Source organism: Shewanella sp. Isolate8 (assembly GCF_022398495.1).
GTDB classification, from domain to species: Bacteria; Pseudomonadota; Gammaproteobacteria; order Enterobacterales; family Shewanellaceae; genus Shewanella; species Shewanella aquimarina.
In genome coordinates, this window is the sequence record NZ_JAKEVI010000001.1 from 158657 (window position 1) to 175914 (window position 17258).

The 17258-nt window shown below is 56.4% G+C and carries 13 protein-coding genes and 1 pseudogene; 4 read left to right on the forward strand and 10 right to left on the reverse strand.

Translation table 11 applies throughout. The features are described from left to right. Nucleotides 1–88 precede the first annotated feature (88 nt). The 3 genes from L1D43_RS00730 to L1D43_RS00740 form a co-directional block, all read right to left on the reverse strand. Nucleotides 89–1189: a site-2 protease family protein gene (locus L1D43_RS00730; protein ID WP_239849548.1), complete on the reverse strand. Its 1101-nt coding sequence runs from the start codon at nt 1187–1189 to the stop codon at nt 89–91. A gap of 115 nt (nt 1190–1304) precedes the next feature. Next, nucleotides 1305–2975 (reverse strand): FapA family protein, encoded by a 1671-nt coding sequence (locus tag L1D43_RS00735; protein WP_239849549.1) that lies wholly within the window; start codon nt 2973–2975, stop codon nt 1305–1307. Between the two features lie 453 nt (nt 2976–3428). Continuing rightward, nucleotides 3429–4457, reverse strand: a complete 1029-nt coding sequence (locus L1D43_RS00740; RefSeq protein WP_239849550.1) for a class I SAM-dependent methyltransferase — start codon at nt 4455–4457, stop codon at nt 3429–3431. Between the two features lie 182 nt (nt 4458–4639). On the opposite strand from L1D43_RS00740, the gene L1D43_RS00745 reads away from it, so the two are divergent. The 3 genes from L1D43_RS00745 to L1D43_RS00755 are packed head-to-tail and all read left to right on the forward strand — an operon-like array spanning nt 4640 to nt 8754. Further along, entirely contained in the window at nt 4640–5077 is a 438-nt protein-coding gene (locus L1D43_RS00745) for a hypothetical protein (protein ID WP_239849551.1), read from the forward strand. Then, nucleotides 5061–6272 (forward strand): hypothetical protein, encoded by a 1212-nt coding sequence (locus tag L1D43_RS00750; protein WP_239849552.1) that lies wholly within the window; start codon nt 5061–5063, stop codon nt 6270–6272. The genes L1D43_RS00745 and L1D43_RS00750 overlap by 17 nt, the downstream gene beginning before the upstream one ends. Before the next feature lie 4 nt (nt 6273–6276). Beyond that, on the forward strand, nt 6277–8754 hold the full coding sequence (locus L1D43_RS00755) for a GGDEF domain-containing phosphodiesterase (protein ID WP_239849553.1): 2478 nt from the start codon (nt 6277–6279) through the stop codon (nt 8752–8754). A 416-nt stretch (nt 8755–9170) separates the two neighbouring features. On the opposite strand, the pseudogene L1D43_RS00760 reads toward L1D43_RS00755, so the two are convergent. The 6 genes and pseudogenes from L1D43_RS00760 to L1D43_RS00785 form a co-directional block, all read right to left on the reverse strand. Next, a pseudogene (locus L1D43_RS00760) lies at nt 9171–10475 on the reverse strand (alkaline phosphatase); the annotation flags it as partial. 12 nt (nt 10476–10487) lie between these two features. Further along, nucleotides 10488–11435 carry a glutathione synthase gene (gshB, locus tag L1D43_RS00765; protein WP_239849554.1) on the reverse strand — a complete coding sequence of 316 codons (948 nt, stop codon included), beginning with the start codon at nt 11433–11435 and terminating at the stop codon, nt 10488–10490. Between the two features lie 39 nt (nt 11436–11474). Then, a complete protein-coding gene (gene rsmE / locus L1D43_RS00770; protein WP_041510001.1) occupies nt 11475–12206 on the reverse strand; it encodes a 16S rRNA (uracil(1498)-N(3))-methyltransferase in 732 nt (243 codons plus the stop codon). A 3-nt stretch (nt 12207–12209) separates the two neighbouring features. Next, on the reverse strand, nt 12210–12935 hold the full coding sequence (locus L1D43_RS00775; protein ID WP_239851006.1) for an endonuclease: 726 nt from the start codon (nt 12933–12935) through the stop codon (nt 12210–12212). A gap of 239 nt (nt 12936–13174) precedes the next feature. Beyond that, complete coding sequence (locus L1D43_RS00780; protein ID WP_239849555.1) at nt 13175–13765, reverse strand: SprT family zinc-dependent metalloprotease; 591 nt, start codon at nt 13763–13765, stop codon at nt 13175–13177. Nucleotides 13766–13803: 38 nt separating this feature from the next. Next, nucleotides 13804–14952 (reverse strand): hypothetical protein, encoded by a 1149-nt coding sequence (locus L1D43_RS00785; protein ID WP_239849556.1) that lies wholly within the window; start codon nt 14950–14952, stop codon nt 13804–13806. 293 nt (nt 14953–15245) lie between these two features. Between L1D43_RS00785 and blaOXA the strand changes: the two genes are divergently transcribed. Next, nucleotides 15246–16244: a class D beta-lactamase gene (blaOXA, locus tag L1D43_RS00790; protein ID WP_239849557.1), complete on the forward strand. Its 999-nt coding sequence runs from the start codon at nt 15246–15248 to the stop codon at nt 16242–16244. A 61-nt stretch (nt 16245–16305) separates the two neighbouring features. Here the strand turns inward: blaOXA and L1D43_RS00795 are convergent, their stop codons facing one another. Further along, entirely contained in the window at nt 16306–17217 is a 912-nt protein-coding gene (locus L1D43_RS00795) for a LysR family transcriptional regulator (RefSeq protein ID WP_239849558.1), read from the reverse strand. Nucleotides 17218–17258: the final 41 nt, after the last annotated feature.

A 17258-nucleotide genomic window follows, 5' to 3' on the forward strand; every position in this document is an offset into this window, starting at 1 on the left:
GTATTGTCTCGTTGATCTGGTTGCCTGCCTCGGCTCTCATCTAAAAGAGCGAGGCAGTATTTTAAATGATGATGCAAAGATCAGAGGACTAGCTTTGCAAGATCTTGAGCGGTAGGCCAAGCATGTCGTCGCCGCTGCCGGCCAGGTACCAGATGATGGCGATCAATGCGCCGACGGTCAGCAGGTACCAGATGGCTGAAAACACCTGGCCGTATCTGTCCAGCGGCAGCAGGTGACTCTGATGGCGTGTCTTCCATTCGAAGACGATCTCCAGGCTGCCGATGAGGAGCAGGAAGCCCAGTAGCGCCAGTCCCAGGCTGTAGCTGATAAAGACGCCGATGGCGGCGCCCGCCACGCAGGCAATCAGCCCCATCAGACTGTTCATGGAGAAGCTGATGCTCTTGAGAATATGCCCCCCGTCCAGGGGCAATATGGGCAGCAGGTTGAACAGGTTCAGGAGGGCGTTGAAGGCGGCGAGCCCGGCAAACAGTGGGTTGTCTGTGATCCAATAGGCGATCAGGGAGGCTATCGACATCAGGAGGCCGAAGGTAGGCCCCATGATAGAGATCACCACATCCTGCCAGCGGGTGTTGATCTTCTCGTCGCTCAGCGCCAGCCCGCCCATGAAGGGGATGAGGTAGATCCCCTTGGTCTTCATGCCGAAATACTTCATGGCGCGAATATGGCCGTACTCATGGAACATGAGACAGGCGATCAATGCCAGGGCAAATTCGAAGGAGAAGAGCCAGGAGTAGGCGGCCACGCTGGCACCGGCCAGCACAACCTTAATCACCTTGGCGCTCTTGAGCAGCTTAAAGCCCAGGGAGGCCAGGCCCACCAGGCTCAGTTTCTGCGAAGCCTTAACCGGGGTGACGGGCGTCTGACGCTCTATGTCTTTGGCGTCACGGCTACCTTGGCTCAGTACGGCATCTTCGCTCAGCAGGCGATAGTTGAGGCTAAAGGGTTGCCAGATGAGATCCACTTCCAGGGTGAGGGGGATCTTCTGTACCGATTGATCTTGAGGGTTATGGCGGCTTAACTCGAACTCATGGTTTCTCAGTCCCTGATTATCGGCACTGGCCTCTTTGACCGACACCAGTTGATTGTCCCAGAAGAGTTGTTGCCAGCCCGCCAGCGAGCCTTCGAGGCGCAACTCTTTGCCTAAACAGTCTATTCTCAGTAGTTCCACTTGTTTTCCGTTATCCGTTACCGCTATCTGGCGGGGATTATGCCTGTAAAGTCATGGCAAAGAAAAGAGGCCCGACAATTTTGCCGGGCCTCGTTGATCTGCTAATAGATTGCGATCACTTGCGATTGCTGTAGTCGAAGCTGATCTCCTGGCCTTCGTTGACCACTATGCAGGGGCCGTGCTCACGCTGGGTGCGATTAAAGGCGGGGCCGATATGTAGCTCGACGTTGGCGAAGATATGTTTGCAGGCCTCGATGCGGTACTCCTGATAGTAGCGTTCCACTTCCTGCTCAATGGCGTTGAACTCCTGCTCCTCGCGGGACCACTCCTGGGTGATGCGGCGCTTCTCTTCCAGCATCCCCTTGACCTGCTCGACCATGAGAGCGTCGTCCTGCCACTCTGCCTTAGGGGGCAGCTTGTTGAGGCTGGCCTCTATGTTGAGTTTGGCCACCACCATCTGTTTGATCCCCTGATCCAGCTGCTTGAGTTCCTCTTTGAGCTCGCCAAGCTTCATGGCGCAGAAGACCTCGGTGCGGGTACCGGCCGTGGCACCAATGATCACCGCCTTGACACCCTTGTCGGCCTGGGCCACACCACCCACAAGATCGCCCCGGCGGCCATTGGCGTCGCTGACGATGAGGTGCCCCGCGGTCTGGGTATGACTGTGCAGTAGCTGCTTGGTGACCAGAATATCGCCTTCGGCCTTTAGCTCTGAGTATTGGACGAACTGGGCCGAGATCTGCCCTTTGGCAGAGAGCTTGGTGGAGAGTTGATCTTCCTTGAGCTGGCGGCCAATAACCCCCTTGCTAACTGTGATATCACCATCGGCGATCAACTGAGCCGAGTCGACAAATCCCATCACGGTAATATCGCCGGTGGATTTGACCACCATGCCTTCATGTACGTCGCCGGTAACTAGGACACTGCCCTTGAAGTCGACATTGCCGTAGCCGATATCCACATCTTTTATCTGCAGCACATCATCGACCTGCATGCCACTCTTGGTCTCTACCGGCTGGCCGGCGACGGTGGCGACCAATACATTGGGGTCGGATTCCAGTTGCTCTGTGCCTGTGCCTGCGGTGAGTTGGAGATCTTTACCGGCGATCGGTAGCAAAGGCTCACCCTGAACGTTGTAGCCCTTGGTGCCTTCGGTCGCGGGGATCTTAATCATCAACTTGTCGTTGGGTTTGACCATGATGATCTCACCCAGGTTGCGCATGTCGACCGTGCCGTCGGCGCGCTCCTGAGGCTGAAGTAGACGCTCCCTCGCCAGTGGCACCTTGCGCTCGACGATGGCGTTGGTGCCATTGATGGCGGGCTTGCCGTGGGCGAACACCTCGCTGCAGCTCTCTCCCGGTGCCAGGGTCGGTAGCTTGGCGAGCAGGGCTTCAATCTTGACCTTGCTCAGCCCCATGCTGATCTGCTCTGTCTTGAGGGCTCTTAAGATATCTTGCAACGTCAGAGACTTGCCACCCCAGGGGGCGGTGAGCGTCATCTCGGCGCTCATCTTGTCGTCGCTGAGGCTGATGGCGATCTCGGCGTCGCGGCGCTCGGCGATCTCGAAGAAGAGTTCATACTGGCCATCGTCCTGGCCGATCACCTTGTTGACCTGAGCGACGGCCTTTTCGATAACATTCTTACGGGGATAAAGCTGGCAAAATTCGGGCAGGGTGAGCAGTTCGAGAATGGCGTCCACCGTCAATGGGCCATGGGTATTGGGAATGACTTTAAATTCGGCTAAGTTTCCGTCACTACTCAGTTCAATCAGTCCAGGATCCAGCATAGAAGTTTCCGCAGGTTAATTATTATTTTAGTTAGTATTCTCCCGAGTATAACAGCATAAAGTTTGACCTATGAAGCCCTATTTTATGATGCAGATGAAGCGCATGATTGAAATGAGATCTTGTACGACAAAAGCCGGGTGATCCCGGCGATAACTAAGGAAGGTGCGAATAAGTCCCGTGCTTGCTCTGCGTGTGCATAAAGTGGATAGATGCAAGGCACAGTTGCAGCGAATGGCCCTAGTTCTTCGCAAGAACTGTAACGCAGAAAATACCGCTGTAAGCCTCGCCCTGCGGGGCTTTGATAGCAACACCATTTCGGCGTTATTCAACTTCAGCAGGCCTCGGCATGCCCTCAGTTGAATGCCTTGAACTGTCGCTGCTATCAAAGCCAGAGCTGTGCGACGACTTGTTCGCACCTTCCCTAACAGATTAAACAGTGCTTTTTAAAGTAGTTACGCCTTTTGGTTGGCGTAGATCTTGTATTTGTTGTTCTCGGCCGTCACATTCACCGTCTTGAAGAACTGGGCTATGGTGTCACTGTAGGGCAGGTGGCGGTTGGCTACTATCTGCCATATCCCACCAGACTTGAGCTGGGCCTCGCTCTGCTGCACGAAGCGGGTCGCGATCTCTGTGGTGCTGTCCAGTCCATCGTGAAACGGCGGGTTGGAGATGATGGCGTCAAACATTCCTTGGGTTTGCGTTAAGCCATCGGAGGCATAGACCTTGGCCTGCATGCCGTTGGCCGCCAGGGTTAGCTCGCAGGAGGCGAGAGCCATGGCATTGATGTCGACACATTCGAGTTCGAGGGCGGGATTGGCCTTGAGCAGGGCGGCGGTGATCACCCCGGCGCCGCAGCCAAAGTCGAGTACTCGTCCCTTGAGCGTGGGCAGGTGCTCAAGCAGCAGCTCTGTGCCCTCGTCGAGTCGCTTCTCGCTAAAGACGCCCACCAGGTTGCAGATGGTCAGCTCGCCCTGTGGTGTACTCAGCGAATACGCTTTGACCCAATCACTCAGGTTTATCTCGGGGGCCTCGCTCTGCAAGGTGCTGGTATAGAGCATACAGTGACGGGCGTTGTCACGCTTAATGGCCGCGTCGAAATAGTCCGGCATTTGCTTGGCTATCGAGCGGATGCCGCCCTTCTTCTCGCCGACGATCACCAGATCGCCTCCGGGGAGAAGATGGCGCCCGGCCAGGTTGAGCAGGTAGGGGCTAAGGCTCTTGGACTTAGGATAGAAGAGCAGCACGACATCGAAAGTTTGCGCCGATGGCAGCTTATGGCCGAAATGGCATTGCAGGCGGGCGTTTTCATGGCCTTGCACATGCTGATAGTGGTTGAAATCCAGGGCCAAAGTGGTGACTTTTGTGGCATGTTCCAACAGGGTCGTCGCCAGAAGATCGCACTCATGATTGATGAGTAAAACATTTTTTGATTCAAACAGTTCGATATTTCTTAGGACGACTTGAGAAGGATTAGATAACACGCGCAACCACAGGCCAAAGGGGAATTTGCGGCAATTATAGCCCAAGCCTCTATATTATCAGTAACATTTATTATGCCAGTTCGCCGATTCTTGCCTAAGCTATATCTCATCAGACGATAAATTTCCTTTGTTATGTGAGATTTGGCGCATGACATGGGTAGGTAGGAGATAGAGGAGCGGGGATGCGGCGATTGTCGACATGGATGTGCCTTCTGGGCCTTTGTTGCGCGAATGTATTTGCCGCTCAGGTGATCGTCAATGCCTCGGTGGAGAGCATAGATATTACCCCGAAAGATCTTAAATTAATCTTCGCCATGCAGAAGCTCTATTGGCCTGACGGCCAGAAGATCCAGGTTTTCATCCTCCCCAGCGATTCCCCCATACATCAAGAGTTTTGTTATCAGCAATTGGAGCTTATGCCCTATGTGCTGCGGCATCGCTGGGATCGTCTGGTGTTTTCCGGAGTAGGCGAGCGGCCGATCACCTTAGACTCGGAGGTGGAGATGCGAGAGAGGGTGGCAAATACGCCCGGTGCCATAGGTTATGTGTCCGGAGGCGGTGAGGTCGCCGTCGAGATAGGTGTCGAGCGTCAAGGAGGACAAGATGAAGTCGAGCATTAGTCACTTAAGTCTGAGACGCCTAAGCCCGCTGGCCTTTGCGATTGGGATGTCACTGGCCCTGTGCATCTCTTTCACTGCGTTGGCGCAGGTCGGTCAGTGGCAGGTCAATGGTTTTGTCGGTCAGGGTTATATTGCCGCCGATGGCAGTGAATTTATCGTCGGCGAGTCGGGAGATGCATTTGATGTCACCGAGGCGGCGCTGCATCTCTCCTGGGTGCCCGATGAACATTTTCGGGTGGCGGGCGCCGCACGTTACCGTCAGTGGGGCAACCTGGATGAGTCGGGACTGAGTGCCGACTACCTGTTTGCCGAGTATAAGTTCATCTTAGATCAGGGCTATGTGGGGGCCAGAGGTGGCCTGTTTAAGAGTGAGGCAGGTTTCTATACCAGTACCCGGGACGTCTCCTTCACCCGGCCGGGGATCTTGTTGCCACAGTCGGTATACAGTGATTATCTTCGCGATGCCCTGTTGCATATTACCGGCGGCGAGCTATTTGGTGGCCATCCCGTGCTGGACGGCTCGATCGAGTGGCATCTGACACTTGGGGATGCGCAAACCTCAGACGACCTAACCCGCAACGTGGTAGGCTCCGAGGAGTTCGGTCACTTCGATGCCGACGGCTATTGGGGGGCGGATCTCGAGTATCAGGACGATAGCCTGCGACTAGGGCTCACCTATTTCGATGCCGAGAGTCGCTATCAATCCCATCTTGGCGGTCCCTTCGGCGATGGCAGCCTGCGTTCCAAGCACTGGATAGTGTCGGCACAGTACCGGGTAAACTTCCTCGAATTTACCGGCGAGTATCTGCACTGGGACCGATATGTGGGCGGGGTGTTTGTCCCCCCTGAGCTGGGGATTTATGAGGTGAGGGGCTATGGCTATTACCTGGATGTCCGTGGCTATCTGCCGAGTGATGTCGAGGTGTTTGTTCGCTACGATCATCAGGTGCTTGATGAGAGCGATCCCGACGGCGATAAGCTAGTTGAGCGCGGGGTGCCCGGTTACTTTGGTTATGCCCACGACTGGACGCTCGGCATGCGCTGGTTACCGGCGAAAGATTGGATGGTGGCGGCGGAATATCACAAGGTACGCGGCGCCGCCTGGGTGACCCCTATCTTGATGCCTAATCCGGCGGTGCAGGACAAGGATTGGTCGCTGTTTGCCATCGAAATATCCTACAAGTTCCAGTGGTGATGCCATGATAGTGAATCACCCCGATCGCTTCTTGAGTATTAAGTGGAAATTACTTATCGCGGTGATTCTTATTTTGACGCTGGTGGGGGGAGTGATATGTACCTTGGCCTATCAGCAACTACTCAATCAACAGAAGATGCTACTCGAGGCCCAGCGGGATAAGCTGGCCCAGTCTCTCTCCTTCTCCATGAACACAGCGGTAGAGCATTCGCTGCAGGCGGCGATGCAGCTAGGCTTTGTGGCCAATGCCAAGGGTGATGATGGCGCCGAGGGCTATCAACTCTTGCTGGCGGAGAACTGGCCCGACGTACAGCTCTACTGGGATCTCAAGGGGTTTGGTCTGTATCAGCTCGATGGTGAGCGACTGGCCCATGCGGGCGAGCCCCATTCTCAGGACGACCTCAGGTGGCTGTTGCAGAGTGAGGCCTCATTTGAGCTGACTTCCAGGGTAGTCTGCGTCGAGGATTGCGTTATCCAGGTGCTGGTACCGACGCTGGTGAACAGTAGGCCCCATCTATTCTTCTTCGAGTCGGCACTCACAGAGGTGATCAGCCACTTTCGCACCGACAAGTCGATAGAGCTGGCGGTATTGGGCGCTCAGTCCGGCGATGCCGAGCCTGGCCCGCTGTGGGGGCGTCACCTCTACAGTATCAGCAATCGCCCCAGCAGCTTCGCCCTGCTGCGTCACATGGCCGATAGCTACTCCTGGCAGCAGATCTCTATGGGCGACGGCGTCTATAACTATCAGGATAACCACTGGGCTGTGTGGTCCTTCCCCCTGGATAAGGTGGAAAATGCCCCCGCCATAGTGGTGCTGATGAGCCTGGGGCAGTGGCAACAGATGCTATCGACCTTTCAGCTGGGGATGGTCGTTACCCTGTTGGTGGGGCTGATCCTGGCGGCGGGGTTGGTGATGCTGGTGGCCTGGTCACCTGTGATCAGCCTGGCGCGCCATGCCAACCTCTTGCCGCTGCTGGCCGACCACGACTTTGCGAGCGTGCGCGCCAGTTTACCTAGCAAGCCTTCGCTGTTTCCCGACGAGGTGGATCTGATCCATCTGGCGACGCGACAGCTGGCCGATAACATGCAGGGCATGGAAAATGAGGTGGATGAGTACACCCATGAGCTGGAGCGCCTGGCCATGCTAGATACCCTTACGGGCCTACCCAACAAGGCGATGCTTCACCATGAGCTACAGACCGCCATCGCCTGTATCGCCAGTAAGGAAGATTGCGTGGTGCTCATGTTTCTGGATCTCGATGAGTTCAAACGGATCAACGATACCCTGGGCCATATTCAGGGGGATGAGCTACTCAAGATAGTGGCGGCCAGGCTGACAAACAGCGTGCGTGAGATGGATACCGTATTTCGCCAGGGGGGCGATGAATTTCTGATCTTGCTCAGGCAGGTACACGACGAGCAGGAGGTCAGCAATGTGATCCACAGGATCTTCTCTGCCCTGCAACATCCAGTGGTGCTGGGCAGCCACAAGTTGATTGTTACCACTAGTATCGGCCTGGCCTACTGTAACTCCTCTCGCCTCAGTGCGGAGGAGCTGATCCAGCATGCGGATCTGGCCATGTATCAGGCCAAGAGCGCCGGGCGCAGTAACTACCGGGTGTTTAGCGAGGAGATGCTACATCAGGCCAATAACCGCCTCATGATAGAACAGAGCATAGGGACCGCCATCAACGAGGAGCAGCTGGTGCTCTTCCTCCAGCCCATAGTCGAACTCCCGTCTGGGCGTCTGCGGGGATTTGAGGCGCTGATCCGCTGGTTTCATCCCGAACGCGGGCTCATCATGCCGGGGGAGTTTATTCCCGATATCGAAAACAGTGAGGCGATCATCGAGGTGGGTAACTATGTGATCCGCAAGGCGTCCGAGTTAATTGCCCGGCTGAATTCCGCCGGATGGGACGACCTCTATATCGCGGTCAACCTGTCGGCCAAGCACTTCCTGGCCGCCGACCTGCTTACCGTGGTACGCCAGGAAGTAGAGGCGCAGCAGATCTCGGCGGGCTCACTAGTGTTAGAGGTGACGGAGGAGAGCGTGATCGAGCAGGTGGAGCAGGCAATGGCGGCCATGGCATCCCTCAAGGCGCTGGGGGTAAGGATCGCCATCGACGACTTTGGCACGGGTTACTCCTCGCTGAGCTATCTTAAGCAGTTGCCCTTCGACCTGTTGAAGATAGATCGCTGTTTCACCGCCAACGTGCTCGACGGTGAGGCCGATACCCATATCATCACTACGGTTATCGAGCTGGCTCATAACCTCGGACGTGAGGTGGTGGCCGAGGGGATAGAGACACAGCAGCAGGCCGAATGTTTGAGTTGTCAGCGCTGTGAACTGGGTCAGGGATATTACTTCTCTCGCCCGCTGGATGTGGCATCTGTGTTTGTGGTGTTGCAGGAGATAGAGGAGACTCGCCTCTGGCCCATCAGCCAGGCTCCCCAACCTAAGCTGGTCAGGCAGGGGGGCTAGCCTGGCGCCTGAGGTTAATCAGGGGACTGGGGCTAATCAGGGGGCTGGGGCTAATCTGGTGGCAGAGACAAGTCTGGTGGTAGAGACAAGCCTGGAGGATGGCATTAGTCTTGGTTATCCACCTCAGAGACGGGGGCGGCAGACTGACTCTCGGCGCCCTCGCTAAGCAGCTCGCTTGCCTGTTGAAATGCCTCCTTGGCATCGGGCTCACTGGCCGTCGATTGCACCTTTGCAGACAGTTCAGCCGCTTGCGCCTCCACATCAGCTTGGGCAGAGGTGTTCATGGCAGCGATGTCCTGGGCTGTGGTTTCAGCCTTTTCCTCGGCCTCTAGCGGCGCCGTTTCGGGCGCCTCTGTTTTAGGTGATTCGATTGTTTCAGGCTCTGCTGGCAGAACACTCGCTGGCTTAGCCTTAGCGGGCTTAGGCAGCAGGCTGATCAGCTTATGGGCGATATCGGTATTGTCCTGGTGGCCGGCGAACAGTGACGAGGCCGGGCCGGCGGCGAACACCTGCACGTCGACACCCGTGTGTCCTCCCGTGGTCCAGCCGGTATTCGAGCGCTGGTCGATAAGCTTCTTAAGCTGGCTGGTCAACACCTTCTCGCCCTGCATCCGGGCACTATCCAGTGCACTAAATTCTTCACCGCTTGGGGTAAAGCCCAGGGCGCCGCTTACGCCGCTCTGCCATTCATCCTCGGCCAGCGCCTGGCTGGCGATGCGTGCTGGGCTGGCACTAACCTGGCGCAGCACCTGACTGTCCCAGCGATAGTCGCCATGGGTACCGATAGAGAGGCCGCCGGTGTTATGGTCGGCGGTAACTACCAAGAGGGTGTCTTGATGCTGGCGTACGTATTGCTCGACCACCTCGATGGCGCCGGCAAACTCATGCATCTCGGCCATGGCGGTGGCGATATCGTTGTTGTGGCCAGCCCAGTCGATCAGGCTGCCTTCCACCAGAAGCACGAAGCCTTGGTCATTCTGTGACAAGAGATCTAACGCCTTGGCCGTCAAGGTACTCAGGCGTCTGGCCTCTGGCTCATCGATTGCCCAGGGCAGCTGCACGTCGGCGAACAGGCCCATCACCTTAGGCTGGGTCACGCTATCGAGCAGGGCGGCGTCCTTGAGTACCTGGTAACCCTTAGCCTCGAACTGCTTGATCAGCTTGTCGGAGAAGTAGCGTTGACCGCCGCCAAGCATCACATCTGCCTCGGTATTGAGGTAGCTCTCGGCCAGTGCCTCATAGTTGCGGCGACTCTCGTTGTTGCTTAGGAAGGCGGCCGGGGTGGCGTGGTTGATCTGGCTGGTGACTGTGACGCCCGTGCTCATGCCGCGCTTTTTCGCCAGCTCAAGCAGGGTAGGTACCGGGCGCTTATTGGTATCGACCGATACGGCACCATTATAGGTTTTTACCCCCGTCGCCAGGGCGGTCGCGGCGGCGGCCGAGTCGGTGACATAGCCGCTGACGGGCGCCGGATAGGTGCTGGCGTTACCTACTAACAGTCGGTCAAACACCGTCTGCTCTATCTCCTGGGTGCTTGGGTTGTCCTGATAGTAGCGATAGGCACTAGTGTAGGCAGGGCCCATGCCATCGCCCACCATGATGACGATGTTCTTGGGACGACTCGGCGCCGTCTGCGGGCCAAGTAGGTTTTCGGCCCAGAGGCTGCCCGATACCAGGGCGGCACTCAGGCAGAGCAGGTTACATAAACGGGTGAACTTCATCTTGGCTCCAGTTTAACGGGCGACACGCGCCTCGATGGCATCCATCAGCATGCCAGTGATATCCACGTCGAAGGCGGCCTCGATCTCTCTGATACAGGTAGGGCTGGTCACATTGATCTCGGTGAGCTTATCGCCGATCACATCCAGGCCGACGAAGATCAGGCCACGCTTCTTCAGCTCAGGGCCTATGGCGTTGGCGATGGCCCAGTCGCTCTCGGACAGGGGCTGAGCCACTCCGCGACCACCGGCGGCCAGGTTACCTCGGGTTTCGCCCTTCTGTGGGATGCGTGCCAGGCTGTAGGGTACGGGTACGCCATCGACCACCAGAATACGCTTGTCGCCGGCGGTGATATCGGGAATGAAGGCCTGGGCCATGGCATATTGCTGACCATGATTGGTGAGGGTCTCGATGATCACCCCAAGGTTAGGATCCTGCGCCTTGACCCTAAAGATTGAGCTGCCGCCCATGCCGTCGAGCGGCTTAAGAATGATATCGGCCTTCTCCTGATAGAAGGCGCGGATGCGCTGAGCATCACGGGTCACCAGGGTGTCTGGGGTAAACTCGCTGAACCAGGCGGTAAACAGCTTCTCGTTGGCGTCGCGCAGGCTCTGGGGCTTGTTGACGATCAGTGTGCCTTGCTCCTCGGCGCGCTCCAGCATATAGGTGGCGTAGACAAACTCGGTATCGAATGGCGGGTCCTTGCGCATCAGGATAACGTCCAGATCCGCCAGCGGCGTATCGACGGCGTCGTCCAATTCATACCAGGAGGCAGGGTCTTGCTTCACCCTCAGGCGACGCATGTTACCCATGGCTACGCCGTTTATCATGGCCAGATCTTGCATCTCCATATAATAGAGCTGATAGCCTCGCGACTGGGCCGCCAACAGCATGGCGAAGCTGGAGTCTTTCTTGATGTTAATGTCGCTGATGGGATCCATCACTATGCCAAGCTTAATCATCTCATCTTTCCTTATATTAATGCGAAGGGAGCCGGGCCTTTAGCCCAGATCGCCGAATTTCAGTTGTAGTGCGCTAATAGCCGTCAGGGCGGCGGTCTCGGTGCGCAGCACACGCGGGCCGAGCAGCACGTCGGTGAAGGTCTGGGTTTCCGTCATGGCGATCTCTTGGGGCGACAAGCCGCCCTCCGGGCCGATCAACAGACGCACCCTGTCGGTCGCCATCGTCAACCCCTGAATGCCGTGGGCGGCCCTTGGGTGAAGATTAAGCTTTAGCGCCTGGGTTGGCTCCGCGCACCAATCGGCCAAATGCATCGCCGGTCTCACCTGGGGCACAGTGCTGCGACCGGACTGCTCGCACGCGCTGATCACTATCTTCTGCCACTGCTGTATCTTCTTCTCCAGACGCTCGCCGGTCAGTTTGACACCGCAACGTTCGGAAAACAGTGGCGTAATAGTATTGACCCCCAGCTCGACCGATTTCTGCAGGGTGAAGTCCATGCGATCGCCGCGGGAGATCACCTGACCCAGGTGCAGGTTAAGCGGGGACTCGTTGTCGTTGGCTTCCTTAGATAGGACCCGCACTTCGACATTTTTCTTGCTGGCGGCGACGATCTCGGTCAGATAGTTGTGGCCGTCGCCATTAAACAGCTCGAGCTGCTCGCCTGCGCCCATGCGCAAGACGCGCCCGACATGGCCGGCGGCCTCTTCATCCAGCATCAGCTGCTGTTGAGGGGCATAGTCGCCGGGCTGATAGATCCTTGGAATTCTCATGCATTACTCCGCGATACGCTGGGTTTCGGTCAGTTTTTGGCACTGTGCCTGAACAAAGGGGTTGTGGTTGCCCTGTCTGGCGGCGATGGCCTGGTCTCGTTGGCACTCAATAGTATCAACTGGATAGCTTTTATCCCATGCCTGAAACAGTTTTAGCTGACTTTTGGCGATCTTGAGGCCATAGGCCTGTTGCATGTAGAGATAGGTGCGGGCTATCTGACCACGCGTCTGGCTCGGCGGTTCCACCTTTCTGCCCTTGAAGTCGACTACCATGGCGCACTGACCATATTGTTCAGCCTTGGCGTTCCACTGGCTGAAACGGTAATTACTGCGATCGCCGTTGACCTCGCCGATGGCGGGTACCAGGTTATGCAGGTCGCTCTCCATCTTCTTAAACTGCTTGTCTGTCTTGCCGCAGTTTTTACGGCCGCCTTCTTGCCAGCACTGACGCTGATGGCCAAACTCCCAGGCGGGGACTATGTGTTCCCACTCGATGCGCTTGGCGCGCTTCTCCTGTTTACGCACCTGGTACCCGCAGCGCTCGAAGTCGGGCTGCCATAGCTTGCCTGAGATGCTGATGTCGCAGCCACAGTAGAAGCTCTTGGCCGGAAGCGTGTCGCTGTAAATACTACGTGCGACCTTCTTGGCCTGGTTGAAACTGGTGGGATGGGAGGCGAGGGCGCCTGTCGAGAGGCCGAGCGCAAGCAGCGCCAAGGCGCCACGCAGCAGTGGCCTCAGACCGTATGAGGTTGTTAGCACATTTATTCCCTAAAAAACAAAAGTCCCTTGCCTATCTCTGCCTGGCTCTTGGGTTGGCTGGCTTGGTGACAAGGTGAGTGTTCGGCCCCATGGTGAGGACGCCGATAGCTATGTCGATATCTAACCCGAAAGTTAACTCGATATCTAAGCAGATAGTTAAGCCGATTCTACGGGAATCGACTCAGTTCAGGCAAGTTAAGCCGGGTTCATCATGGTTGGTCATGGACTCGGCTCAGGGTCTTCTTACAGCGCCGACAGCGATACTGGGTCTGCTGGCGCTGTACCTTGTTATGCCTGCGAATGCTCAGTGGGACCACGCCGCAGCGGCAAGCATAATCGAAGGTCTGACCGGCGACAGAAGCGGTATTCAGGCTGTGTGTTGTTCTGGGTGTCAGGCCATAGAGGTTTATCATCAGCGCCTGCCACTCCTTGCCGTGGGGCTTGACCCGGCCAAAGAGGCGATAGGCGAGCAGATGGCAGATCTCATGGGGCACCACCTGGTCGACAAACTCCTCTGGATTCTCCTCGAGCAATACTGGATTAAACCTGAGCTTGTTGAGCTGCAGATGGGCGGTACCGGCGCTCTTGCCCCTGAGCTTGAAGTTGACCTCGGGGCGGGGAAAGCTGCGTCCAAGCTTCTGCTCGGCAGTCTGATAGCAAGACTCGACGGCGGCGACGATGCGCTGCTGATGGGCATTGAGATCGGATTTAGCTACTTTTGACTTGGGCGCCTGTGTGTCTTGCGCCTTTGAGCGAAACAGGGATTGCAGTGGTCGAAACATATTAGGGCTTAGGGTCATTGACGCCCACCGTCTTGGCGGGCGTCTTAGGGGGAGGATTATAGCCGGGTTGCCGCAGCTTTGACCATCTCCTTGACCTGATCCACTATCGCCATCTCTGTCTCGGCCTCATAGGCGGCTACCCTTGGCGTATGGATATGACCTACCTTGATGCCACTGTTGAAACGCTGGCCCAGTAATACGGCGCGGTAGGAGATCTCGTTGGAGAGATAACCCCCGCCAGATCCATTGACCGAGGTGGCGTTTTGCAGTTCAGCCAATGAGCTGGCGTCGAACTCGCCCCGTGAAAGGGTAGTGACGGTATGGTTGTCGTTGACCTTCCATCTCCCCTTGACCGACTGCATGGCGCCGACCGGTAGCGAGAACTCGACGAACTCAGGCCCATAGAGGGGCTTGCCATCGAACATAGGCGCCTGTGGCGACTGGGCCGTGGCGCCAGTCAGCACATTGAGGTTATCGGGCGCGGCGGCGCTGCGGTTGCGGCCGGGGAAGCGCTCTAGGTCGAAGTCGTCGCGCCCCATGCTGACGGTGAAGATGGCGTTGACGCTGTTTTCACGATAGACAGGGGTCAGTAAGGATTCGATGATCCCCTGGTCGAAGTCGGCAAAGCGAACCGGAATCATCACCGTCTCTATCTGGACCTTCTTGCCGTCGACGCTAAACTTGTAGCCGTCTAATGCGAGTGCAGTTAATCCCGAGGGATTGCTCTGATCTATGTGACGATCCAGGAAGAAGGGGTCGAAGCCGGTGAGCAGAATACGGATCTGGCTGTCCTCATCGAAGTGGATGTCGCTGAAGCCGCGGGAAGATTTCTCTACCGCCTTGAGTAATATGGTGCGCTGCCAGTCGGCCATGTTAAAGGCGGGCTTCGACTGCTTGAGCGTCTTCTTCATCGCCAGACGGCTCCAGTAGAGGGATCTGTCATCCTGTCCGCCTGATTGCACGTCTCTGACGGCCTGTTGCCATAGACGCTCGCCTTGGTGGGCCACCATCTGTGTCATGATGAGTTCATCTTTCTGCTGGCGATATTTCTCGTCCAGACTGTCGACCAGGGCTTGATAGCGATTGACGACGTCGGGCATGGCCTGTGTCGCCTTAGGCAGGCGCAGTTCTTCGAGATCCAGACTGGCGAAGGCGCTGGTACTCAGTAAGCTGGTCATCGCCAGGGCTATGGCTGTTTTACGCATGAGATGGTTCCTTTGCAAAAACCTCTTACCCTGACATTCAGCCAATGGCCGATGTTGGGCAATGATGGCTCAGGGCGGTTATCAATTTGAAATTATTATAGTCAACAACTGAGTATGCACGACATCTGCCTGCAAATAAAGACTTGAGATGGCTTGATAAAATGCCAGATTCTTGACACAAATCATCATGAGTTTGCCCGCTTGGCTATGAGATGACTTGCTAGACTTGAGCCTGGTAATCTGATGGGCCTGATGGTGAATTTTGGCTAACTGTTTTTTGGGGAGGAGGGGCGATGACAATGCGGGTTAGTCTAGGTCAACGGCGGGGTGACAGCCTGAGTAGTCGCCTTACTGGTGGCTTGAGTTATGGCCTGAGTAATGGCTTGGCTTATCGATTGATTTGCACCTTAAGTTATCTGGGGCTGCTCAGCTTAGGCCTGTTTATCTGGGCGGGTAGTGCGGCCGCGGCGTCTCAGGCGCAGGCGGCTTCACTATCTGTGTTCGAAAATAAGGTGGGCGAATATAAGGTGGTTGAACATAAGTCCGCCGAACATGAGGCGGCCGAGCCGATCGAGCTAGACGGTGAGATACAGGCGGCATTCGAAGCGCTCGGTGCAAGGGGCGTCCTGGTATTGATGGATGATAACAGGGGAGCCCTAAGCACCAACGATCTCGCCCGCAGCCGCCATGCCTATATACCCGCCTCTACCTTTAAGATCCCCCATAGCCTGTTGCTGCTCGAGGCGGGCATAGTGAAAGACGAGCATAGCCAGTTTGCCTGGGATGGGGTGAAACGCACCTATAATCCCTGGAATCGCGACCACAGCTTTACCGGTGCGATGAAGTATTCCGTGGTGCCCATCTACCAGAAACTCGCATTGCAGCTGGGGTCCGAGCGCATGGCCCAAGGCCTGGCTCATCTCGGCTATGGCAATGCCAATATCGGCGGCGGACTCGACAGCTTCTGGCTCGACGGTGACTTAGCGATTTCGGCCCTTGAGCAGGTGCACTTCCTGCGGCGCCTGTATCACAATCAACTGCCGGTGTCCGAGCGCAGTCAGCGTATCGTCAAGACTATGATGCTTAACCAGGCCAACGGCGAATGGGTGCTCAGAGCCAAGACAGGCTATGGCGTGCGCCAGGGACAGAAGCTTGGCTGGTGGGTCGGCTGGCTCGAGCGAGAGGAGAACACCTACTTCTTCGCCATGAATATGGATATTGCCACAGATAATGATCTGGCGTTACGCAAGCGCGTGGTGAAACAGCTCCTCACGGCCAAGGGCTGGATGTAAGGATAGGATGTGATGGCAGAAGCTAGGAAGCTGTTAAGGCTGCCAGATGTAAGACCATAAGCTACATCATCAAAGATTGCAGCGACTCGTGGCTGTTGAAGCGTTTGGTAAAGAAATCGAGGAAGACGCTGATGTTGGTGGCCAGCTGTCGTCGACTGGAATAGACGCCATACACCTTGAAGGGTTCCATGGGCCACTCCTGCAGCAGAGGCACCAGGCTGCCGCCAGCCAGCTCGTTCTTACACACTGAGTTAGAGAGCATGGCAATACCGAAATCATCCAATACTAGCTGTTTGACCATGATGGCGCTATTCACCCTGACCTTACGCTTGAAATTGACCATGGTCTTGCGATCGCCCTTGCCCAGGGGCCAGATGGGCGCCGAGCGTGAGGTCCCCAGCAGTATGCCGCTATGCTCCCTGAGATCTTGGGGAGTCGCCGGGGTACCTTTGGCCTTGAGGTAGCCTGGGCTGGCCACCAGTATGGGTTGGCGCTCAAACAACAGGCGGGCGACTAAGTCGGAGGATTGCAGCGGCCCGTACTTGATGGCGATATCATAGCCTTCGCCTACTAGGCCCACATCGCTATCGGTAAATTGGACATCGAGATCCACGTTAGGGTAGAGACGCATGAAGCTGCTGCAGAGACTGGCAATCAGCTCCTGGCTGAAGGAAACCGGGATGGCGATGCGCAGTGAACCCGATACGTCATTATGCGTATTTTCTATGGTCGCCTTGGCAGCCTCGATTTCATCGCTAATACTACTGCAATGCTGGTAAAAAAGCGCCCCAACCTGAGTCAGGCTAAGATTGCGGGTATCGCGCTGTAACAGGCGCACGCCGAGCTGCTCTTCGAGCTGAGCCACCTTACGACTAATGGTTGATTTTGGCATGCCCGTATTGCGGGCTGCCTGGGAGAAACCCTTGGCGCGAACGACGGCCGCAAAGAGCATCATACCGTTCAAATCTGGCATTATTTATCACTGTCTCAAATATGGAACAAAGCGTCTAAGCC